The organism is Acinetobacter sp. AS167 (assembly GCF_037152175.1).
Lineage (GTDB): Bacteria > Pseudomonadota > Gammaproteobacteria > Pseudomonadales > Moraxellaceae > Acinetobacter.
In genome coordinates this window covers 579,988-601,138 of sequence record NZ_JBBCMP010000002.1, presented here as the reverse complement: position 1 = coordinate 601,138, position 21,151 = coordinate 579,988, and the positions used below count along the sequence as shown (strand labels likewise).

The 21,151-nt window shown below is 38.2% G+C and carries 20 protein-coding genes; 12 read left to right on the top strand and 8 right to left on the bottom strand.

Annotated features, from left to right (window positions below; genetic code table 11):
- Entirely contained in the window at nucleotides 1–1,980 is a 1,980-nt protein-coding gene (locus WFN33_RS06035) for a multicopper oxidase domain-containing protein (protein WP_336952073.1), read from the top strand.
- Nucleotides 1,967–2,893 carry a copper resistance protein B gene (locus tag WFN33_RS06030; RefSeq protein ID WP_336952072.1) on the top strand — a complete coding sequence of 309 codons (927 nt, stop codon included), beginning with the start codon at nucleotides 1,967–1,969 and terminating at the stop codon, nucleotides 2,891–2,893. Before WFN33_RS06035 ends, WFN33_RS06030 begins: the two co-directional genes overlap by 14 nt.
- A 50-nt stretch (nucleotides 2,894–2,943) precedes the next feature.
- Here WFN33_RS06030 and WFN33_RS06025 read toward each other — a convergent pair whose 3' ends face one another.
- The gene (locus tag WFN33_RS06025; RefSeq protein ID WP_336952071.1) at nucleotides 2,944–3,435 is read right to left on the bottom strand and encodes a DUF6985 domain-containing protein; all 492 of its coding nucleotides are present in this window, start codon (nucleotides 3,433–3,435) and stop codon (nucleotides 2,944–2,946) included.
- A gap of 218 nt (nucleotides 3,436–3,653) precedes the next feature.
- On the opposite strand from WFN33_RS06025, the gene WFN33_RS06020 reads away from it, so the two are divergent.
- The 4 genes from WFN33_RS06020 (at nucleotide 3,654) to WFN33_RS06005 (ending at nucleotide 5,594) form a co-directional block, all read left to right on the top strand.
- Nucleotides 3,654–3,971 (top strand): DMT family transporter, encoded by a 318-nt coding sequence (locus WFN33_RS06020; protein ID WP_004723678.1) that lies wholly within the window; start codon nucleotides 3,654–3,656, stop codon nucleotides 3,969–3,971.
- A 109-nt stretch (nucleotides 3,972–4,080) separates the two neighbouring features.
- Complete coding sequence (locus WFN33_RS06015) at nucleotides 4,081–4,398, top strand: DMT family transporter (RefSeq protein WP_336952070.1); 318 nt, start codon at nucleotides 4,081–4,083, stop codon at nucleotides 4,396–4,398.
- A 36-nt stretch (nucleotides 4,399–4,434) separates the two neighbouring features.
- Nucleotides 4,435–4,917 carry a methylated-DNA--[protein]-cysteine S-methyltransferase gene (locus tag WFN33_RS06010; RefSeq protein ID WP_336952069.1) on the top strand — a complete coding sequence of 161 codons (483 nt, stop codon included), beginning with the start codon at nucleotides 4,435–4,437 and terminating at the stop codon, nucleotides 4,915–4,917.
- 35 nt (nucleotides 4,918–4,952) lie between these two features.
- Nucleotides 4,953–5,594: a nuclease-related domain-containing protein gene (locus WFN33_RS06005; protein ID WP_336952068.1), complete on the top strand. Its 642-nt coding sequence runs from the start codon at nucleotides 4,953–4,955 to the stop codon at nucleotides 5,592–5,594.
- A gap of 109 nt (nucleotides 5,595–5,703) precedes the next feature.
- Here the strand turns inward: WFN33_RS06005 and WFN33_RS06000 are convergent, their stop codons facing one another.
- Both WFN33_RS06000 and WFN33_RS05995 read right to left on the bottom strand, forming a co-directional pair.
- A complete protein-coding gene (locus tag WFN33_RS06000; RefSeq protein WP_336952067.1) occupies nucleotides 5,704–6,249 on the bottom strand; it encodes an XAC2610-related protein in 546 nt (181 codons plus the stop codon).
- A 104-nt stretch (nucleotides 6,250–6,353) separates the two neighbouring features.
- The gene (locus tag WFN33_RS05995; protein ID WP_336952066.1) at nucleotides 6,354–7,121 is read right to left on the bottom strand and encodes a hydroxymethylpyrimidine/phosphomethylpyrimidine kinase; all 768 of its coding nucleotides are present in this window, start codon (nucleotides 7,119–7,121) and stop codon (nucleotides 6,354–6,356) included.
- A gap of 102 nt (nucleotides 7,122–7,223) precedes the next feature.
- Here WFN33_RS05995 and WFN33_RS05990 point away from each other — a divergent pair, with 102 nt between their 5' ends.
- Nucleotides 7,224–7,871, top strand: coding sequence for an HAD-IA family hydrolase (locus WFN33_RS05990; protein WP_442892774.1), 648 nt, complete (start codon nucleotides 7,224–7,226; stop codon nucleotides 7,869–7,871).
- A gap of 317 nt (nucleotides 7,872–8,188) precedes the next feature.
- Here WFN33_RS05990 and WFN33_RS05985 read toward each other — a convergent pair whose 3' ends face one another.
- Nucleotides 8,189–8,653, bottom strand: a complete 465-nt coding sequence (locus WFN33_RS05985) for an Lrp/AsnC ligand binding domain-containing protein (RefSeq protein WP_004723670.1) — start codon at nucleotides 8,651–8,653, stop codon at nucleotides 8,189–8,191.
- A gap of 139 nt (nucleotides 8,654–8,792) precedes the next feature.
- Between WFN33_RS05985 and WFN33_RS05980 the strand changes: the two genes are divergently transcribed.
- The 5 genes from WFN33_RS05980 to WFN33_RS05960 all read left to right on the top strand — a co-directional run bounded on the left by WFN33_RS05980 (nucleotide 8,793) and on the right by WFN33_RS05960 (nucleotide 14,623).
- Nucleotides 8,793–10,052, top strand: coding sequence for a D-amino acid dehydrogenase (locus WFN33_RS05980; RefSeq protein ID WP_336952064.1), 1,260 nt, complete (start codon nucleotides 8,793–8,795; stop codon nucleotides 10,050–10,052).
- 86 nt (nucleotides 10,053–10,138) lie between these two features.
- On the top strand, nucleotides 10,139–11,263 hold the full coding sequence (gene alr / locus WFN33_RS05975) for an alanine racemase (protein WP_336952063.1): 1,125 nt from the start codon (nucleotides 10,139–10,141) through the stop codon (nucleotides 11,261–11,263).
- A gap of 10 nt (nucleotides 11,264–11,273) precedes the next feature.
- Nucleotides 11,274–11,645 carry a RidA family protein gene (locus tag WFN33_RS05970; protein WP_336952061.1) on the top strand — a complete coding sequence of 124 codons (372 nt, stop codon included), beginning with the start codon at nucleotides 11,274–11,276 and terminating at the stop codon, nucleotides 11,643–11,645.
- A gap of 185 nt (nucleotides 11,646–11,830) precedes the next feature.
- Nucleotides 11,831–13,261, top strand: coding sequence for an amino acid permease (locus WFN33_RS05965; protein ID WP_004723666.1), 1,431 nt, complete (start codon nucleotides 11,831–11,833; stop codon nucleotides 13,259–13,261).
- A gap of 252 nt (nucleotides 13,262–13,513) precedes the next feature.
- Nucleotides 13,514–14,623, top strand: coding sequence for an acyltransferase family protein (locus tag WFN33_RS05960; RefSeq protein ID WP_336952060.1), 1,110 nt, complete (start codon nucleotides 13,514–13,516; stop codon nucleotides 14,621–14,623).
- A gap of 383 nt (nucleotides 14,624–15,006) precedes the next feature.
- Here WFN33_RS05960 and hemJ read toward each other — a convergent pair whose 3' ends face one another.
- The 4 genes from hemJ to WFN33_RS05940 form a co-directional block, all read right to left on the bottom strand.
- A complete protein-coding gene (gene hemJ / locus WFN33_RS05955) occupies nucleotides 15,007–15,459 on the bottom strand; it encodes a protoporphyrinogen oxidase HemJ (RefSeq protein ID WP_004723664.1) in 453 nt (150 codons plus the stop codon).
- Between the two features lie 81 nt (nucleotides 15,460–15,540).
- A complete protein-coding gene (locus WFN33_RS05950; protein ID WP_336952059.1) occupies nucleotides 15,541–16,773 on the bottom strand; it encodes a beta-ketoacyl synthase N-terminal-like domain-containing protein in 1,233 nt (410 codons plus the stop codon).
- Between the two features lie 302 nt (nucleotides 16,774–17,075).
- The gene (locus tag WFN33_RS05945) at nucleotides 17,076–17,201 is read right to left on the bottom strand and encodes a hypothetical protein (protein WP_336952058.1); all 126 of its coding nucleotides are present in this window, start codon (nucleotides 17,199–17,201) and stop codon (nucleotides 17,076–17,078) included.
- 20 nt (nucleotides 17,202–17,221) lie between these two features.
- Entirely contained in the window at nucleotides 17,222–21,064 is a 3,843-nt protein-coding gene (locus WFN33_RS05940; RefSeq protein ID WP_336952057.1) for a DUF4132 domain-containing protein, read from the bottom strand.
- Between the last annotated feature and the right edge of the window lie 87 nt (nucleotides 21,065–21,151).

Sequence of the window (21,151 nt, the reverse complement as noted above, 5' to 3'; positions counted from 1 at the left end):
ATGTTTATTCAGTTATCTCAAAAGCGATTAGCTCAAAGCTTGGTTGCCACATTGTGCTTGGTCTCCTCAACTTGGGGAATTGCCGCAATCAAAGAATATCAACTCAGCATTGATGAAGGAATCGTCAATGTAACAGGTAAACCGGTAAAACGAATTACTGTAAATGGCCAGTTTCCCGCACCACTTTTAGAATTTGAAGAAGGTGATGAAGCGGTGATTCGTGTTAAAAATAATTTAAAGAATCAGGATTCATCGATCCACTGGCATGGCCTATTATTGCCCGGCATTATGGATGGTGTACCTGGCTTTAATGGTTATAACGGGATCAAACCCAACGAAGAATTTGTCTATAAGTTCAAAGTTCGTCAGAGTGGAACCTATTGGTATCATGCCCATTCGAAAGGCCAAGAACAAGATGGTTTATATGGTTCTTTAGTGATTTATCCAAAGAATAAAAAACCGCTGGCAGCGCATGAACGCACAGATCGTGATTATGTGGTGATGTTGTCGGATTTCCATGAGCAAACCAGTGACCAGATCCAAAAAAATCTAAAGGTTTCCGCAGAATATTATCAAAATCGACGTGAAACATTAGGGGATGTTTGGAAACAGTTACAACGTGATGGTTTAAAAGCAACATGGTCTGATCGCAAAATGTGGAATCAGATGCGTATGTTAAAAACAGATATGTCTGATGTGACGGGTTACACCTTTCTTGTAAACGGGAAAACGCCTGAACAAAATTGGACAGGTCAGTTTAAGCCAAATGAAAAAGTTCGACTCCGCTTTGTGAATGCATCGGCAATGTCGTTCTTTGATGTACGCATCCCTCAGCTAAAAATGACAGTGGTCAGTGCCGATGGTCAACCAGTAAAACCTGTGAGTGTGGATGAGTTTCGTATTGGTACAGCAGAAACCTATGATGTGATTGTTGAACCTAAAATCAGTCATTATCAGATCGAAGCAGAGTCTATTGACCGTTCAGGATTTGCGATTGGAACACTCCACAATGAATTAACAGCAAAAAGTGCTGCTATTCATATGCCTGCTGCTCGTCCACGTGCTCTGCTAACTATGGATGATATGGGAGGTCATGGTGGCGGAGGGATGGGTCACTCCAAGATGAGTATGGGTGATATGTCAGGCATGGACCATTCAAAAATGAATGGGAATGATATGCAAGGCATGGATCACTCGAAAATGAGTGCGAATGATATGCAGGGCATGGACCATTCAAAAATGAGTGCTGATGCTATGCAAGGTATGGACCATTCAAAAATGAGTGCGAATGATATGCAGGGCATGGACCATTCAAAAATGAGTGCTGATGCTATGCAAGGTATGGACCATTCAGAAATGAATGCCAATGATACGCAAGCTATGGATCATTCACAGCATAGCAATTCATCGGCAGCTCAAAAAAATGACCAAGCGGTTTATGGTTGGGCAAATGCATCGACGCCGCAAGGAGATAAAGCACTGCAATACAGTGATTTAAAATCACTAACCCCTCAACCTGATACTCGTGATGCCACCAGTGAATTGGTGATTCGCTTAGGCGGAACCATGGAGCGTTATGTTTGGACGATCAATGGTAAAAAATTCAGTGATGCTGAACCACTCAAAGTGAAATATGGCGAACGTATCCGAATTAAATTTATCAATGACAGTATGATGGCGCATCCAATGCATTTACATGGCATGTTTATGCAACTGGAAAATGGTCAGCCTGCTGTGGATATGCCCAATAAACACACCATTGTTGTACCACCTGCAAAAACAGTTACAGCATTATTAACCGCTGATGAATTGGGTGAATGGGCAATCCATTGTCATTTGCTCTACCACATGAGTGCAGGGATGATGAATAAATTGATTGTTGCCAATGTGAGTGATGGCAAAGTGTCCACCCAGCCAGTTCAAACAACAAATACCACTCAAAAGGCTGAAGTGAAAGGGGACGAACATGCAAATCATTAATCTTTTTTCTAAATCAGCTCTGGCAAGTTCATTACTTATGCTGAGTGGTTTGGCTTTGGCCCATGAAGGGCATCAGATGCAAAGTGATGAGAGTATTGCGACTGAATCAACTGTAGTGACTGATTATTCAAGCATGGATCATTCAAAAATGAATCAGTTGGATAAGCAAAGCAATGTTGTAGATCATACACAGCATCAAGCGATTACAACCACTAAGGGGGAGGAAAGCGTAGCTTCGCATAGTACCCATGATCATGGTAAAGAACATGGTGCGCAGGTTTATCAGCGAGTGACTATTGATAATGCTTGGATGCTGGATGAAGATGGAAAAGGTACTTTAGATTCATCTTTAGAGTTACGCATAGGTACTGATGAAAATAAGTTATTCATTAAAGGGAGCTCCAGTAAGGCTGAATCAGACAAAATAGAATATGATCTAAGTGCCCTCTATAGCCGTAACATTGCTGATTTTTGGGATGTACAGGCGGGTGTGCGTTACAGTGATAATCCTGAGCGAACCACTGATCAGGAACGTGTAGATGCGGCTTTGGGTTTACACGGCTTGGCGCAGTACTTTTTTGAAACAGATGCTTATCTGTATTTCGGACAGGACAGTCGGGTTGCATTTAGCCTAGAAACTGAACGTGATTTATTATTGACACAAAAGCTGATTTTAAAGCCTTATTTAGATTTAAATGTGGTATTTAGCGATGATTCACGCTATGCCCAAAAAACAGGCCTAAACAGTATTAAAACAGGTTTAGAAACCCGTTATGAAATTACAAAAAAGGTGATGCCTTATGTGAGTGTGGCCTATACATATTCTAAAGGTAAAAAAGAGACAGCATGGCAAACTGCAACTAAGTCCGAATCAGGTTGGTTATATGGTGCAGGTCTGCGTTTTAGATTCTAAGCTTTAGTTTTTCGTATAAAGCAAAAGGTCACTTCTTTAGGAGTGACCTTTTACGTTTCTGCAATGCCAGCGACACATTCAAGCTGATTATTTACAAACTTAAATTCCATTCCATGCTCTGTATCTAAATCATAGTGAATAGAGAGGGTTAAGCTATCGGGCGCGCTCACACGCAAATTTAACATGGTCTGAATATAAGGATTATGGGATTCCACATCCTGAATATTCAATGCAGCCTCACCGGATTTTTCTGGATTTTCATAATAATGTGCATAAAGCTTTTGATAGCGTTCAAAAGCATGTTGCTGAATGGTCTGAATATGTTGTTCAATACTGTTGATAAATAATTGGTAGGTTTTTGCAAAAGCGTTGAGTTGATCAAGATTGGGTGCTTCTTCGATCTCTTCGCCATCTTCATCAAACTCTTCCCCTAAGAAAATCTCCCGATCAGCATTTTGATTAAAAAAACAATGTGAAAAAAATGTTTCTGAACTAAACCCAGCCCAGCTCGGGTGGATATCACCCCAATAATCATGTTTCATGGTTTTGATTCCTGATTTTTATATTTAGCATGCTTGATCATAAAGTAAGCCTCACGAAAAAAAATTATTCGAAATGTAAAAAAGGTCAAATTTTGTAAATTTTAATAAACTCCTCAACATGAGTTGATATAATTAGCGTTCTTCAGGAGGAACGACCTCCCTCAATTTGAGAAAAATCGTCAGGACGGCCTGATTCTAATTTAAATTTGGAGCTGGTCATGGCTTGGGTTTTTCTTATTTTCGCAGGTATCTTTGAAATCGTTTGGGCATATAGCATGAAATTGTCCGAAGGTTTTACAAAGCTTACACCAAGTATTGTCACCTTATTTTTCATGATTTTAAGCTTTGGTCTATTGGCATATGCGATGCGTACTTTGCCATTGGGAACTGCTTATACCATTTGGACTGGGATTGGAGCGATAGGCTCATTCTTGGTTGGTATTTTTATTTTAGGCGAACCTGCAACAGCAATGCGTATGTTCGCTGCTGTACTGATTGTTTCTGGCTTAGTTTTAATGAAACTTTCTTCGTCTTAATTTATTTAAATATTTAAGTGCTATTTCTGTAGGAGGTAGCACTTTTTTTATGTGTAGTTCATGGTGTAATCAATATTGGAAACACTCAATAGAAAATGGTGAATGTATAATGGCATGGGTTTTATTGGCAGTTGCTGGTTTGTTTGAAGTGGTTTGGGCATATTTTATGAAGGTGTCTGATGGGTTTACTAAATTGACACCTAGTATTTTGACCATCATCTTTATGATCGCAAGTTTTGCTTTACTTTCTTATGCAATGAAAACATTACCACTTGGTACCGCTTATACGGTGTGGACAGGGATTGGTGCGATTGGTTCATTTGCCGTCGGAATTTTCTTTTTAGGTGAACCAGCCTCAGCGATGCGGATGTTGGCTGCTGTATTGATTATTTCAGGTCTTATTTTGATGAAATTATCTTCAAGCTAAGTTAAGCTGTTGCTGAGTTGGAAAGGGAATAAGGACATGCAACTTGCATTTATGGAAATGAGTTCCCCAGTCGGGATATTAAAATTAGTCGCCCATGATCATGCCTTGGTTGCAGTACTTTGGGAAAATGAAAATCCTAAACGGGTTCGTCTGGCTGAATTAATTAAAAACAATACGCATCCAGTTTTGTTGGAGACGGCGAAACAATTGAATGAATATTTTCAAGGAAAAAGAACCCAGTTTGATTTACCGCTAGATTTTGCGGGGACTGAGTTTCAGCAAAAAGTTTGGCAAGCTTTATTGACGATTCCATTTGGTGAAACGCGTAGCTATAAAGAGATCGCAGAACAGATTGGAAATGTCAAAGCGGTTCGGGCAGTGGGTGCAGCGAATGGTAAAAATCCCATCTCTATTATTGCACCATGTCATCGTGTGGTCGGGGCAGATGGTAAATTAGTGGGTTTTGCGGGTGGGTTGGATAATAAGGATATTCTTTTAAAAATTGAACAAGTGCCATAGACTCAACTCTATTTATTATTAAATTACAATTTAAAATGCTTGCTCAAATTTTTACATCATTCTTATCAAATCTAGGTTGGATCGTTTTACTTTTCGTTGCGATTACGCTAGTTAAATTATTTAAGCCCTTTTTAAAAGGGAAAATAGGTGAATTTGCTGTCAGTACCCATGTAAAAGTCTATTTAGATAAAGAAAATTATATTTTATTAAATGATTGTACTCTGCCTGATGCGCAAAATCAGACCACCCAAATAGATCATATTTTATTAAGTCTTTATGGTGTTTTTGTCATTGAAACAAAGAATTATAAAGGTTGGATATTTGGTGGCGAGCGTCAAAAGATTTATAAAAAGAGCTATAAGTTCCAAAACCCATTACATCAAAATTATAAGCATCAAAAAGTTTTAGAAAGTGTTCTCACAGATATTGTTGATTCCACTCAGATCCATTCAATCGTGGTTTTTATGTCTGATTGCGAATTTAAAACCAAAATGCCAAACAATGTCTTTCGTGGTGCAGGTTGGACAGATTATGTAAAACAATTTAAGCAAATCAACATTCCTCCAATGAAATTAAAACGTATTCAGTATCGTCTAGAGAAAGAAATTTTAGAAAAGTCGTGGAAAACCAATCGCCAACATATACAAAGTCTTAAAGATAAATATACTGAGAAATGAACATATTACGCATAATCAACATTCTACAGATTAAATTATATTTTTTTGTATGATTGGATGCTTATATTATATCTATAGCATTAAGTTCAGTAGAGGATGAAGCGAAAATTCATTCATCCTCCACTTTAGATTTTAACCATTTCCATTGCCCATTTTTAAATTGATACGTGTCGACCCACCATCTTGCGCCACCTCGACATGAGCTGGTCATTTGTTTCTTGTGGGTAATCAGTTTGAGATCCGTCAATCCAGAACACTGTGCATGACTAAAATCAATTTTTCCTTGGTTCAACACTTGATAGTCTTTACTTTTAGGTTGATAGAGAAAAATATCAAAAATTGAATAAACCCCCATTCCCATATCAGGTGTAGACACAGCAATATCGGTAAATCCATCAAAATTGTAGTCTTGAAAATGAATTTGTCTTTTACGTTCAAATGGTAATTCTGCAAGATCAAATGCTTGCTGTTTAGCCGGTGTTTGAATGATGAGTTGACCTGATTCGTCATCGCCATCTTTAAAAATAAAATGGGTTTTTTGCCCATTCACTACATCGTTAATATTGCGACTTACAGTTTGTTGTTGAGGTTGGGCAAATGCGAATGGGGTTAAAAGTAAACTTGATAGCATTATTGTCGTGAGTGTTTTATGCATTGTTATTCTCGTTGTCATTCCCATTGTTTTAGGGGATTTCCAAGTTTCAGCTGTTTATTGAAACTTGGATGCTATTTTCAAAAATGCAGAGTAATATTCAACATTTAAAAGCGCTTTGGAATTTTTTGGCCACCTTCAATCGGCGTTTCGGCATTTTTTAATACACCAAATAACCATGTTTCAGCATGTTGTACCGCGATTTTAAGCGGATCTCCTAGTGCTAAACGTCCTGCAATAAAGCTTGCCAATGAACAACCTGAACCATGGTATTCACCTTCTAAACGGGGACATTTAGATTCAGCGATCATTTCACCGTTCACATATAAGGCATTACGAATATAGTTTGGGGTATCTTCATGACCACCTTTTACCAGAACAGCTTGTGCGCCCATTTCAAACAGCTTGGCTGTGGCTTTTTCTATGTCCTGTTCTGCTGTTAATGCACGTAATTCCACCGTATTTGGGGTAATGATTGTTGCCAGAGGAATCAGTTCGATAAAGGCTTTAACCAAGGTCTCTTGATTACCCAGTGAACCACCACTATTTGCCACTAAAACAGGATCAAGTACATATAGATAATCTGGATGTTCACGTAAAAACTCAGCCAGTGCAGCAATATTATCTGTCGTCCCCAACATCCCCGATTTGATGGCTTTAATGGGTAAATCACCAACAACTGCATTGGCCTGAGCAAGCAGTAGTTCTTTGGAGCTGGCTTTAAAACCAAAAACTTGTTGAGAGTTTTGAATGGTTAATGCTGTACAAGCAATTGCCGCATGTGCGCCACTTTGACCAATCGCTTCAATATCAGCCTGTATACCAGCACCACCAGAAGGGTCTAGACCTGAAAAACAAAGTACAGTAGGGCGCACGATGATGTCCTTAATTCACAAATTTACGTTAGTATAGGCAAGTTTGCGAGAACACTCGATAGTAATTTGATAATTGTTTCAAACACAGATTTAAAGGATTGGATGGTGATAAAGAATATTTTAATTGATCTCGATGGCACATTAACCGACCCAAAAGTAGGCATTACGACATCTGCACGTTATGGACTTGCAAAGGTTGGGCATCCGATTCCTGACAGTGAAAATATCGACTGGATTATTGGTCCACCGTTAAAGGCATCATTGGCAAAGCTACTCAAAGTTGAAGCAAATGATATTTTAGCTGAGCAAGCTTTATTAGGTTATCGTGAACGTTTTGCTGTAACTGGCCTATTTGAAAACCATGTTTTTGATGATGTAGTACAAACCTTGGAAGCCTTAAAAAGTAAGGGCTATCGACTGTTTTTAGCCACTGCAAAACCTGAAGTCTATGCACGGCAAATCTTAGATCATTTTGATTTATTAAAATATTTTGATTATCCCTATGGCAGTGAGTTAAATGGCGAGCGCACCAATAAAGGTGAGTTAATCACTTATATCCTTGAAAAAGAAAAGTTAAATCCAAAAGAGTGTTTGATGGTGGGAGACCGGGAACATGATATTTATGGTGCACGTAAAAATGGCATTGAAACCATTGCGGTAGAATATGGATATGGTTCAAAACAAGAGTTGGACGAAGCAGTGCCGAAAGCAAGAATTGCAAAGTTTTCTGAATTGTTAAATCTGGTTTAAATCTAGGTTATTGGAGTAATTCGAATCAAATTAATCATCCCCAACACATCGATAAGATATTCTCGGTTGGGGATTTTACTTGTAATCACATAGTGAGTAGCAATCACACATTTAAACAGGGACTGAATCCCCCGATAATCTTTTAATGTCATTCACTCAATTGGGTAGAGATACCGCATGATGGGGAAGCGTTAAACTCTTAAGTCCATCACCGCTCAATTTAAGATCTACTTGCAGTAAAATTTGGATCTAATGTGGAGAGATATTCAAATCTGCAATGCACCACGTCAATCCATCTAAAAATAAAAAATGATGGATTAGCGAACGTCCAAATACAATGATTCCTTAATTTCTTCCATCACAATATAGCTGTGTGAAGAAGCAGAGGAGGGAAGTTTTTTTAGTAAATCACCCAGTAAGCGTCGGTAAGCACTCATTTCTTTTAATCGGGCTTTGACTAAATAATCAAAATCTCCCGAAATAAGATGGCACTCTTGTACTTCTGGTATTTCCATTAAGTCCTTGGCCACTTGTTCAAACACGTCACCAGACTTTGCTGATAAGCTAATTTCTAGAAAAACCAATAAGTTGCGATCAAGATGTTTTGGATTTAGTCGTGCATGATAGCCCATAATGATGCCATCTCGCTCCAAACGTTTGACGCGTTCAGAACAAGGTGTGGTTGATAAACTGACCCGTGAAGCCAACTCGCTGATGGCAATTCGACCCTCATTTTGAAGAATATCTAAAATCATTCGATCTATACGGTCTAATTTACGCATCAATTATTCCCTTTTTTTTAATCATTTTTCACGACAATAAATTAAAACAACTAAATTTTAGCATTAAAAATAGTGAAATAAACTATTGAACCAAAAATATACTAGTGAAATAAACTAGTAAATGCATAAAGGATAAGAAATGCGTGTAATAGTATTAGGTAGTGGTGTGATTGGCGTAGCAAGTGCATATTACCTCGCGCAGCAAGGAGCACAAGTTACAGTTTTAGACCGTCAAGCAGGTCCAGCTGAAGAAACCAGCTTTGGTAATGCAGGTCAAATTTCTCCAGGATATTCGACACCGTGGGCTGCACCCGGTATTCCGTTTAAAGCGGTTAAGTGGATGTTTCAACATCATGCACCACTTGCGATTAATATCGATGGCAGTATGTGGCAGTTACAGTGGATGGCGCAAATGCTTAAAAACTGTAACTCAGAAAGTTATGCGATTAACAAAGAACGTATGACACGTGTTGCAGAATATAGCCGTGACTGTTTAAGAGAACTGCGTAAAGATACTGGCATTGAATACGAAAACCGTTCAAAAGGCACGTTGCAAGTTTTCCGTAATGAAGCTCAATTAGAAATGGTTCAGCGTGATATTGCTGTACTCAAAGAATGTGGTGTTCCACATGAGTTATTGCTTAAAGATGATCTTGCTAAAGTAGAACCAGCACTAGAACATGCCAAAGATAAATTGGTCGGTGGTTTACATCTTCCAAATGATGAAACAGGCGACTGCTATTTATTTACCAATGCTTTAGCCAATTTAGCCAAAGGTTTAGGTGTCGAGTTTAAATTCAACCAAAATGTTGAAAGATTGGTGGTTGAAGGTGATCAAATCAAAGGTGTAGTGGTTAATGGTGACGTGTTAACTGCTGATCGCTATGTATTGGCTTTTGGTAGCTATTCACGTGATTTCTTAAAGCCGCTGGAATTGAATTTACCAGTTTACCCAGTGAAAGGTTATTCTTTAACGATCCCGATTGTTGATCCAACATTTGCACCACAATCTACAGTTTTGGATGAAACCTATAAAATTGCGATTACTCGTTTTGATCAACGTATTCGTGTTGGTGGAATGGCAGAATTAAGCGGTTTTAATCATGGTTTAAATGCTGATCGTCGTGGCACGTTGGAAATGGTGACCCAAGATTTATTCCCGGGTGGTGATTTGGCACAAGCGTCATTTTGGACCGGTCTTCGCCCAATGACCCCAGACAGCACACCAATTATTGGCGCAACACGTTTTAAAAATTTATTCCTTAATACAGGGCATGGCACTTTAGGCTGGACCATGGCATGTGGTTCAGGAAAATTAATCAGCGATCTAGTACTTAATCATCAAACTGATATTAGTACCGAAGGCTTATCTATTCAGCGTTATCCACACGCTGCTTAAGTCAGCCACATTGTTAAAACAGTAATCAATAAATTGTTTAGCGATAAATAATTTACAACGCCAATCCATATTCAGGGATGAATAAAATGCCTAGACCAATTACTGCTGTCATTCATCAGGATGCTTTGTTGCATAACTTGAATGTCGCCCGTCAATTTATGCCACAAAGTAAAGTTTTTACCGTGGTCAAGGCCAATGCTTATGGACACGGTATTGAGCGTGTCTATGATGCATTCAAATCCGCAGATGGTTTTGCTTTGTTAGATATCGATGAAGCAAAACGCCTAAGAACATCGGGATGGACAGGTCCAATTCTGCTCTTAGAAGGTATTTTTTCAGCAGATGATTTATTGGACTGTGAAAAGTATCAATTAAGTTTTAGCCTACATAATGAAGAACAAGTGAATTGGCTAGAACAATTTCAAAGCCAATCTCTCAAAGACAATCCAGCACAGACTCAATTCGATGTATTTTTAAAAATGAATACAGGAATGAATCGCCTTGGTTTTAAAGCTGATGCGTATCGCGCAATGTGGCAAAGATTAAAGCAATTCGAGGTGGTGAAATCTATCACGCATATGATGCATTTTTCAGATGCAGATGGTGAGCGTTTGGGGCAATCTGGGATTGCCTACCAGCAGGCTATTTTTGAACAAACCATTCAAGATTTAGACGGAGAGCGTTCAGTTTCAAATAGTGCGGCCATTCTCCGACATTCACAAGATTTACGTTCAGATTATATTCGCAGTGGGATTATGCTGTACGGCAGTTCTCCTGACTATCCAACACACTCAATTCAAGACTGGAATCTTAAACCAAGCATGAGTTTACGCAGTGAAATCATCGCAATTCAAGATTTACAGCCGAGTGAAACAGTGGGTTATGGATCTAAATTTACTGCAACCCAAGCCATGAAAATCGGAATCGTGGCATGTGGTTATGCAGATGGTTACCAACGTATTTCGATGGATGCACCAGTATTGGTCAATTCTGTACGAACACAAACTATTGGTCGTGTCAGTATGGATATGTTGGCGGTTGATTTAACTCATATCCCAGATGCGCGAGTTGGAAGCGAAGTGGTACTTTGGGGACAGTCTTCAAATGGAACTGTACTGCCGATTGATGAAGTTGCAGCAAGTTCTGGAACCGTAGGTTATGAGCTCATGTGTGGTGTAACTGCACGGGTAAATTTTAAAATTTCAAAATAAGGACATCAACATGTCAAACAACGTTCAACACCCAGACATTCAAAAACTCAACAGCAATCAAGTAATGAGTGCAGTCACCATTTTCAATAAAGTGGTTTATTTGTCAGGCCAAGTTCCTAAAAACACCCAACAGGATATTATTGGTCAAACTCAAGAAATCTTAGCAACGATTGATCAATTATTGCTTGAGGCAAATACCGATAAATCACGTTTATTGTCTGCGCATGTCTACATCAAAAATTTAGATGATTTTGCAACTTTTAACACCATTTGGATTGATTGGTTAGAAGGTTGTGTTGCTCCATCTCGCGCAACAATTCAAGCTGATTTGGTTAATCCAGATTGGTTGATTGAGATCGCAGTTATTGCGGCGCAGGCATAAATTAACCGCTTGTCATAAAGTAGAATTGATTATTGTCAACAATTAAAGCAGTATTTGCCCCGAATTAAAGCTGGTCACATGTAAACCATGTGGCCCAGTTCGCGTTAGGTAGAACAATAGAACGGGAATGTTCTTATGCCACAAGCGGGTTTTACCTCCAAAAAATTGTCAAAAAGGATATTTTTATGACAACTTCAAGCCATTCAGATGACGTACCATCGTCGCCAAATGAGCTACAACGGAAATTATCCAATCGTCACCTACAATTAATTGCGATTGGTGGTGCAATTGGTACTGGCTTATTTATGGGTTCAGGGAAAACCATTTCCCTTGCAGGCCCTTCAATTCTGATCATTTATATGATCATTGGTGCAATGTTCTTTTTCCTGATGCGCGCATTGGGTGAAATTTTACTTTCAAATCTGCACTACAAATCCTTTATTGATATGGCACATGACTTAATTGGTCCGGGTGCTGGCTATTATATTGGCTGGTCATACTGGCTCGGTTGGATCTTAGTGGGTATTGCGGATTTAGCTGCAATTATTAATTATCTCAATTTTTGGCTTCCTGACGGAACCGCCTTTACCCCCATGGGACAAGCCTTAATTAGTGCTGGATGCGTACTCTTGGTATTGGGAATTAATCTCCTCACAGTAAAGTTGTTTGGTGAAATTGAGTTTTGGTTTGCTTTGATCAAAATTTTAGCCATTGTTGGATTGATTCTTATTGGTGGCTATATGGTGTTGAGCCATTTCCAAGCACCGACAGGTTCAGTTGCAAGCTTTAGCAATGTCTGGTCGCATGGTGGCATGTTCCCGAAAGGCGCAAGTGGCTTTTTAGCAGGTTTCCAAATTGCCTTGTTTGCTTTTGTCGGTGTCGAGCTGATTGGTACTATGGCGGCAGAAACCAAAGATCCTGAAAAGAACTTACCTAAAGCGGTCAATGCGATTCCGACCCGTATTATTTTGTTCTATGTATTGGCACTCTTTATCGTGATGTCGGTAACCCCTTGGAATGAAATTCCTGCGGATCAAAGCCCATTTGTCACATTGTTCCTACATGCTGGTATTGGTGCAGCAGCTGTGATTATGAACTTGGTGGTTTTATCCTCGGTAATGTCATCGATGAACAGTGGTGTATTTTCAACCAGTCGTATGTTGTTTGGATTGGCTAAAGAAGGGCAAGCACCGACTAAGTTGGCTGAGCTGTCTAAACGCGCCGTTCCTGCAAAAGGTTTGTTGTTCTCTTGTGGCTTTATTATGGCAGGTGCAGCACTACAATATTTTGTTCCAAATACCGTCGAAGCATTTACCTTAGCCAGTTCTTTATGTGTGATTTTATTCATTAGTATCTGGAGTATTATTATGGTGTGTTATATACGCTACCGTAAATTACGCCCAGAATTACATGAGAAATCAAACTTTAAAATGCCAGGTGGTGTATGGATGTCTTATCTTGTTTTGATCTTCCTTGCCTTTACTTTGGTGATTTTAAGTCTTGAGCCTGATACTTTAAAAGCTTTAATCATCAGCCCGTTGTGGGTGATTATTTTAGCGGTGACCTATCAAATGATGTATAAACCGCGTATGAAAAAACGTAATCAACAGCTTTAATGTTGAATATTCAATTGATCAGGAGATGGTGTTAGATCATCTCCTGAATAACTATGATATGAAAAATTTTGATATAAATTAACTCTAAAAATTAAACGCTTAGATTAAATATAAAATGCTCAAGTTTTTGGTTTTATCCGTGATTGATTACATAGATTAAATGTAGAATTTAACAAATTATTCAAAATAACATACTGAAATAAAAATAAAAAACACGTTTAATAGCATCATTTATGATAAGCAATAGCAGATATGCGCAATAACAAGATCGATCTCTTACGTGGAATTTCAATTTTATTGGTCCTTCTCCACCATTTTAATATTCCTTATAAACTGCATGACACATTTCTAGGTATACAGATCTTTGGAGAAAGCTTAAGTACTTTAATTGCCCGCAATGGTAATTATGGAGTGACTTTATTTTTTGTGATTTCGGGTTTTTTAATCACTCAACATACTTTACAAAGAAGTGGGACACTTGCACAGATTAAACTCAAAGATTTCTATATTCGCCGTATTGCCCGAATTATGCCTTGTTTGGTCCTACTGGTGGTGCTGGTCACAGTACTGGGTGCAATGGGGTTAAAACCCTTTCTCAATCAAGCGCCAAACGGTATTGAAGTTTCTTACGGCTTAACTGTATTTTCTGCTTTTACCTTTTGGATGAATATCCTAATCATTGAAAATGGCTGGGTGAATTATGCGCTAGGCGTGCTATGGTCTTTATCTGTGGAGGAAGTCTTCTACTTAGCATTTCCAATTTTGTGTGTTGTATTAGGCCGTGGTAAAGGGTTTATTATATTTTTATTGGCAATCATCATTTATGCACCTTATTTCCGTTCATTGCATTTTGCTGAGGAAAGCGGGGCTTATCTTTATCATTACTTCTCAAGTTTTGACGGAATTGCGATTGGTTGCTTAACTGCTTTAATGAATCAGCGGATGGGACAAAAAATTCAGGTTTCCAAAATCGTGGTTCCAATCATTGTCGTGTTGATAGCTGCTGTTTATTTATATGCACCAATCAAAGAGGTTAGTACGTGGGGAATCAGCATTTTTGCCATATTGTCAGCAATGCTGATCTTCTGTTTTGCTCAGAACCCACACACTGAATCTCGCTCTATATTGTCAAAAGGTGTAGCGTGGATTGGGCAACGTAGTTATGAAATGTACTTATTTCATTTGATTATCTTGGGTTTATTTAAAGTTTTTTATTTTCCTCAAGAAACCTTAGCTGTTGAAAAATTAATGCTATTGCCAATTTATTTTATTGCTGTTTTTGTATTGAGTTGGGCCATTGAAAAGTATTATTCAACACCGATGAATGCAAAAATTAGAAATTGGCTAATTAAGAGCCATTGAAAGAAATCCTATATATATTGAGTTTGCACAAGCAAATGATTATTCCGGAACAGATCTAATGGACTGATGTTGAGCGCAATAGAGTGATTGTGCAGTGTTTAAGGTAATAACAACTACTTTTTACATTATTGAATCGTGCATGCGCAAGGTTTGCTGTCCCCTACGAAAAATGGGGCATTGCCAGCACAAATGAAATTAAACCTTGTATCTAAGATGTGACAGTGAAGCCTCTATAAAGGCATGTATTAAGTGTTTTTAATGATATTGTTGATTAAGTTTTTATAATTTCATGTTGCTGAATTTATTAAAAAATTATTTAGGTGGGCCTGTAAATTACATACAATCAATAAAAAACCTCCATTTAGGAGGTTTCTATCTACAATTTAAAATGTGGGTTTAACCACCACTAAAATCACCACTGCAAATAAAATCAGGGTTGGCATCTCATTGAAAAATCGCCAAAACTTATGCGATTTATAATGTGCATTGCCAATCAGTTTTTTACGGTAATAACCGCAGACAAAGTGGTAAATCACCAAAAGACCAACTAAACCGACTTTTAGATAAAACCATAAAGCTTCATGGTAATGACGTGTTGCATCGCCCCAGTCTACGAGAAAATGTGCGGTGATCAAAGTTGCGATCATCGATGGCCACATAATGCCCCGATATAATTTACGCTCCATGATCTCGAAACGCTGATGACTTAGATTATCATCGCTCATGGCATGGTAGACAAACAAACGCGGGAGATAAAACAGTGCTGCAAACCAACACACGACTGCAATGATATGTAAAGCTTTTACCCAAAGGAAAGCTTCTGAAGGAGCATCCATCAATTTACCCTTTTAAGGGCAGTGTGGGAGATGCCGATCATCCAAACTTATTATAAATTTGAATGATCAACAATTCTTTGTTTAGCCTTCCCATTTTTTAAAAATGAGACAAGCATTGACACCGCCAAAACCGAAACTATTACTCATCACAGTATTCAATTTTGTATCACGTTTTTCAAGTACGATGTCATAACCTTTTGTGCCTTCATCTAGTTCTGTGACATTGATGTTTGGCGCGATAAAGTCATTTTGCATCATCAATACAGAATAAATGGCTTCTTGAACACCAGCAGCCCCCAGACTGTGACCTGTCATAGACTTGGTTGAGCTTAATGGTGGAACATTACCTTCACCAAATGCACGACCCATCGCAAGAAGTTCAGTCACGTCACCAGCAGGTGTTGAAGTACCATGGGTATTTACGTAGTCAATCTGATCCACGCCATGTTGTTTTGCTTCTTCTAAAGCCATCAAAATACAACGGGTAGCACCTTCACCTGATGGTGCAACCATATCCGCACCATCCGAATTTGCAGCATAAGCAACAACTTCTGCAAGAATATTTGCACCACGTGCTTGAGCATGTTCAAGTGATTCAAGTACAACAAAACCACCACCACCCGCAATCACAAAACCGTCACGGTCAGCTGAGTATGGGCGTGACGCTGTTTCTGGAGCATCATTATATTTAGAACATAGTGCGCCCATCGCATCAAACAATAAGCTTTGTGACCAGTGATCTTCTTCACCGCCACCCGCCAACATTAAATCTTGTTTACCTAATTGAATCAGGTTGTAAGCATAACCAATTGCATCAGCTGAAGTTGCACAAGCACTGGTGATTGAATGAGCAACACCTTGTAATTTGAATGCAACACCGACATTGGCAGTAATGGTGTTAGACATATTACGTGGTACGAAGAACGGGCCAATTTTACGTGCACCTTTTTCTTCTAAAAGTTTAACCATCTCTGTAACAGATGCAGTTGAGTTACCACCTGAACCCCCTGCAATACCGTAACGAGGATTACCGCCCAGTTGCTCTGGTGTTAGGCCAGCATGTTCTACAGCTGCAAGTGCTGAATTGTAGGCATACATTGCACATACGCCCATGAAGCGTTTAAGTTTACGGTCAATACCATCAAAATCTTGTTCAGCTGCGGCACTGACATGACTTTTAAAATTAAGTTCTTCGTAAGTTGAATTATGACGTGTCCCTGAAATACCATTTTCCAAAGAGTGCTTAACAGCTTCCAATGTATTACCGATACATGAGTTAATACCCATACCAGTGATGACAACACGACGGTTCATGCAAAGTCCTTTATTTTAGAATACAGAATGAATGTTTACATTTAAACGCGTTTACTTTTTTAGTTCAATGGCGAAAGATATTGATTCTTGTGCATCATTTAAAACCTTATATTGTATGCTCAAAAGTTAATTAAGTGGCTGAAAATAAATATATTTATTATTTTTATAATAATATGAATTCATGATGGATATTTACATCAATTAGGCAAAACCATCCATAAGCAGGACTAATTAGAGAGGGTTTGAAGCAGTAATTTTTGAAATAAATTTTAAATACTGGAATGAGCATGGTGTTTTATTGCCTATTGTAGAACGATGTCTGTATTTACATGCTGAATCGAATTACCCATATAACCGATATGATGACTATCAACAGTCATCATATCGGTTGCAATACAGCTGACATCCCCTGTAGCAAGTCTAAACAAAAATTCTTAGTCTTTATGAATTACCAAGGCGTTTTCTTTTCCCACTCTGGATCAAAACCTGATGTCGATGCAGCAACTTTTAAATAGTCTGCATAGCTCTCAGCCAATAAAATTGGTGGGATCTGTTTAAGTGGAAGTTCATTGTTATTCCAAGATCGACTGGCTTTTTTGCTAAAGGTGAGTTCATAAAGTACAGCTGGAATATTTTCCTCTGGTACATAACTTCCACTAAATGTAATTTCTACATCTATACCCAACTGTTTATAAGGTTTGGTATAGCGGTCAAATGAGCCACCATCTTCAATGCTGGCACGTTGATAGCCTAATTTGGTTACAACACCACGTAGGGTAAATGTGTCTGTAAGCCAGCCGTTATGATCCTTGATTTCAGTGACATTATCATCTTCAAGCTTTGGCAGGTGATGGGTCATCTGTTCAAATAAGAATTTGACTTTATAGTCTTTAAAATGTGCAATCCAATCTTTCGCTTCCTTTTCACCGACCAAAACCGCATGAGAAATTTGAATTTTACTGTCTGTGCAAAGCTCGATTTCATCATCGTCTAAATTCAGTAATGCACCATCATCACTTGGTCTAAAACTGATTTTTTCACCATTGGTTTTGATCTCAAGCCAAATCAGTTTTTGGATTAAGCGTCTCATGATTGGGTGGGCAAAGATATATTCTTGCCACTCAGCAACATTCCACTGACGTTCGCTACACATTGCCTCGTACAAACGACCTGTTTGCATATCAACGACTTGTTTAAACTCTTTTTTACTGGTACTAAACAGTGCTTTGGCTTCTTTGATCAGGCTTTCATCATCATTTTGGCGGGCAGCAGGTAGCGCTTTAACTTCTTTACCTTCTTCATTTTTAAGAATGAATTTATCTTTATCATCAACAATTGCACTAAAGTTACGTGAACCATATTGTAGCTGTAACACTCCATTTTCATCTAAACCTGCTGTTGGAATAGTGCGATCGGCCAACTCTTCACTTGTCCATTGATTACGTTCAGCAATTTCAGCAACCAATGTGTTTGCAAGTGTTTGCACCGAAGCGGTACGGTAACGACGTGAAAGTGAAAGCAACAGTTGGATGATTAATGGATCATTACTGATCGATAATGCACTAATCATGGCTTCAATTTGTGAGCGACGAGGGTAGTGTTGCTTCATATAGTTCTGCAATTGTTTTACTGCGAAACTTCCTTGCGCATTGGCCGTCAGTGAAAGCATACCTTTACTTTTGATCGCGGAACCCAGATAAAGTCCTAAACGTTCGCGTTTAATCTCTTCAATCACTTCTTCTAAGGTGATGGTGCCGTATTTGGCATAATGTTCAGGATATTTTTCACCATAACGTTTGTATGAATCACGATAAGAACTCAGACGGCCAGGTGCTTCTGTGGTTGCATATTGTGTTGCTTCATCCAATGGTGTTTGTAAGGTATCTTGATGAATAAAACTGTGTAATAAATGATTGGCAAGTTGTACCTGATCTTTTTGATCGAGTAAGCCACTATAGCGTTGCAATAGGGCATTGGCTCTAGGCTCTTTCAATTTTTCAGCCAATATCACCCACCATTTGACAATTCTAGGGTCAACCTCTTTGCCATTCTGCCATTTCACTTTTGGCAATGTTTCAAAATCAAACCATGTAAAACTGCTTGAAAGTTTGCCTTTCAAACCGTCTTCTGCTTCTTTCAACAGCACTTCTGGTTTGAGATAAGCATTAATATCTTGCCCAAGCTTTTCCAATGCAGTTAAAAGTGCAGCTCGAACAATTTCTTTTTTCTCTTTTTTAAGTAAAGCATTCAGAGGTTTTACTGCATCCTGATTTTGTAGACGTGCCAACCATTCAATTGCGGTGATTCGAATGTCTTGTTTACCTGACTCTAAGGCTTCTATGGCACGTTGATGAATGTCAGGAAGATGTTGTAAGGTTTCTTGCGCTTCATAACGCAAACGCTTATTTTCACCCAATGCAAATTCGAGTAAACGCGGAATAAACTGTACTGGCAAGGATGGGAAGCATTTAAGTACAAAGATGGCATCTGATGGATTAAAGCTTTGGTATTCATTTTGTTCTAAAGATGGAGAAAGTCCCAATGCTTCAGTTAAATACTCTTGATTTTCCGCAAAAAATGGCCAAATTTTATCTTTCTCATAAATATGATCTTGTAAACTTTGATAATAGGATGATCCCGCTAGAATCCCTTGAGCAACTCGACGTTTTGGATTATTAAATTTTGCCGCATTCAAGGCCTGAACGATATGGCGAAGTTCATAATTGGCATATTCTTCAGGTTTAAGCATTTCAAATAAATTAGGCCAATAGATCCAATTCCGATTGCGTATCGCAATGATTCTCATGGCATGATTAATGGAAAATTCAGGATATTTTTTATATTTATTTTTATGGGTAATAATATTTTCAACTTGGTGTACATTTTTAAAAGATGCATCACCGTTCAGTTGGTCAACAATCGACGTTAAAGTTTGATGATTGATTTTTTTAAGTTGCTTTAAATGATCTTGAGCCCAAGTTCTTTTATAACTTGCTGTTTTATTCTCTTCAATTTCATCGGCAGCATTCTGTTCAGCTTTTGCCAAAATTTCTTGATAATTTTCTAAAATAACCTCGGTAAAACTTGCTGGAATTTTTTGTTCAACAAACGGTTGAAAGATTGGTGCTTCAAAATCTTGTTGTAATTGCGCAGTATCAACAGATCTTAAGCGTTGAATCGCCATTTGTAAGATTTGTTGTACAGATTTTTGTTTTTCCAGTTCAAATGCTTGTTCTAGTACAGTCAGATTGTCAGCACCTAAACGTGCCAATAGATCTGCAGAGAAACCTCGTTCCTGACTTGAACCTTCCAATAGATTTTGATTTAAATATTTTTGGCTATCTTTTGGATTTAAATTCGTCAATAGACTGGTGGCTTTAGTACGAATAGTTTTAGATTTCCCTACAGAAAGTTTTACAATCAAGTCAGGGATTTGTTTGATCAATATTGTTTGTTTGGCGATATAGTCTAAAAAGTTTTCTTGTCCAATGATACTCAGTGTTGGAATAAGTTTTCTGAGTTGATCTAATCGGGCTGAAATGAAATCTTGGGTGTCCTTGAGTAATAATATTTTATCTAATTTACTAGAATGATAACTGTCGATATTTTGGCGTTCAAATAGATAAGGTAGCAGTTCATCGCCTAAACCCTGTTGATCACTTTCAAGTAAATCAAATAGTTTTTGTTGGGTCCAATTTTGCTTTAACAATTTATTCGGATCTGCTTCGCTAAAATGCTGGCTATCAAAAGCGGTAATAAATGTGTCTACTGTGAGATAAATAAACCAAGTGGGTACTTTTTCATAAATATTGGTAAAATTTTTCTGTTGTGTTGCAGCTTCAAGCACTTTGGCAAAACGAATGATTTGTTCAAACTCTAATTCTTCAAAGATCTCACCATAATAACGACGGCGTAGTTTTAGTGCTGTTTCAGCAAGCTTATTTTCTTTTTTATCCAGTGATTGATTGTTTTGAGGCCAGTACCAGCTATAGGTACCCGGCTTTCCCAGTAAAAGTAGTGCTTTTTCATTAGGGTATTGCTGTAATTTAAGTAATATTTCCGGATTTTCTCCATCCAAAATAAACAAAACCACATTTTGATCAAGTTGCTCTTCAATGACGGCCAAAGGCTGGAAAATATGGTAGAGCTTTTCAACTTTATTTTTTAGATCTTCATTATATTTTTGAATATGGTCATGATCATTGGTTGAGTTTGCTTGTTGTGCTTTAACCGCCTTATCCTCAGGCTTTAAAAACATCGACTCAATTTTTGAAAAAAGTTTATTTAACATCTGTATTCCTTTTGAGCAAATCGCTGTTGCTTTTCTATAGGCGCTAATACTTTAGGCTTTAATACTGTGCTTGGTAGTTCACTAAAA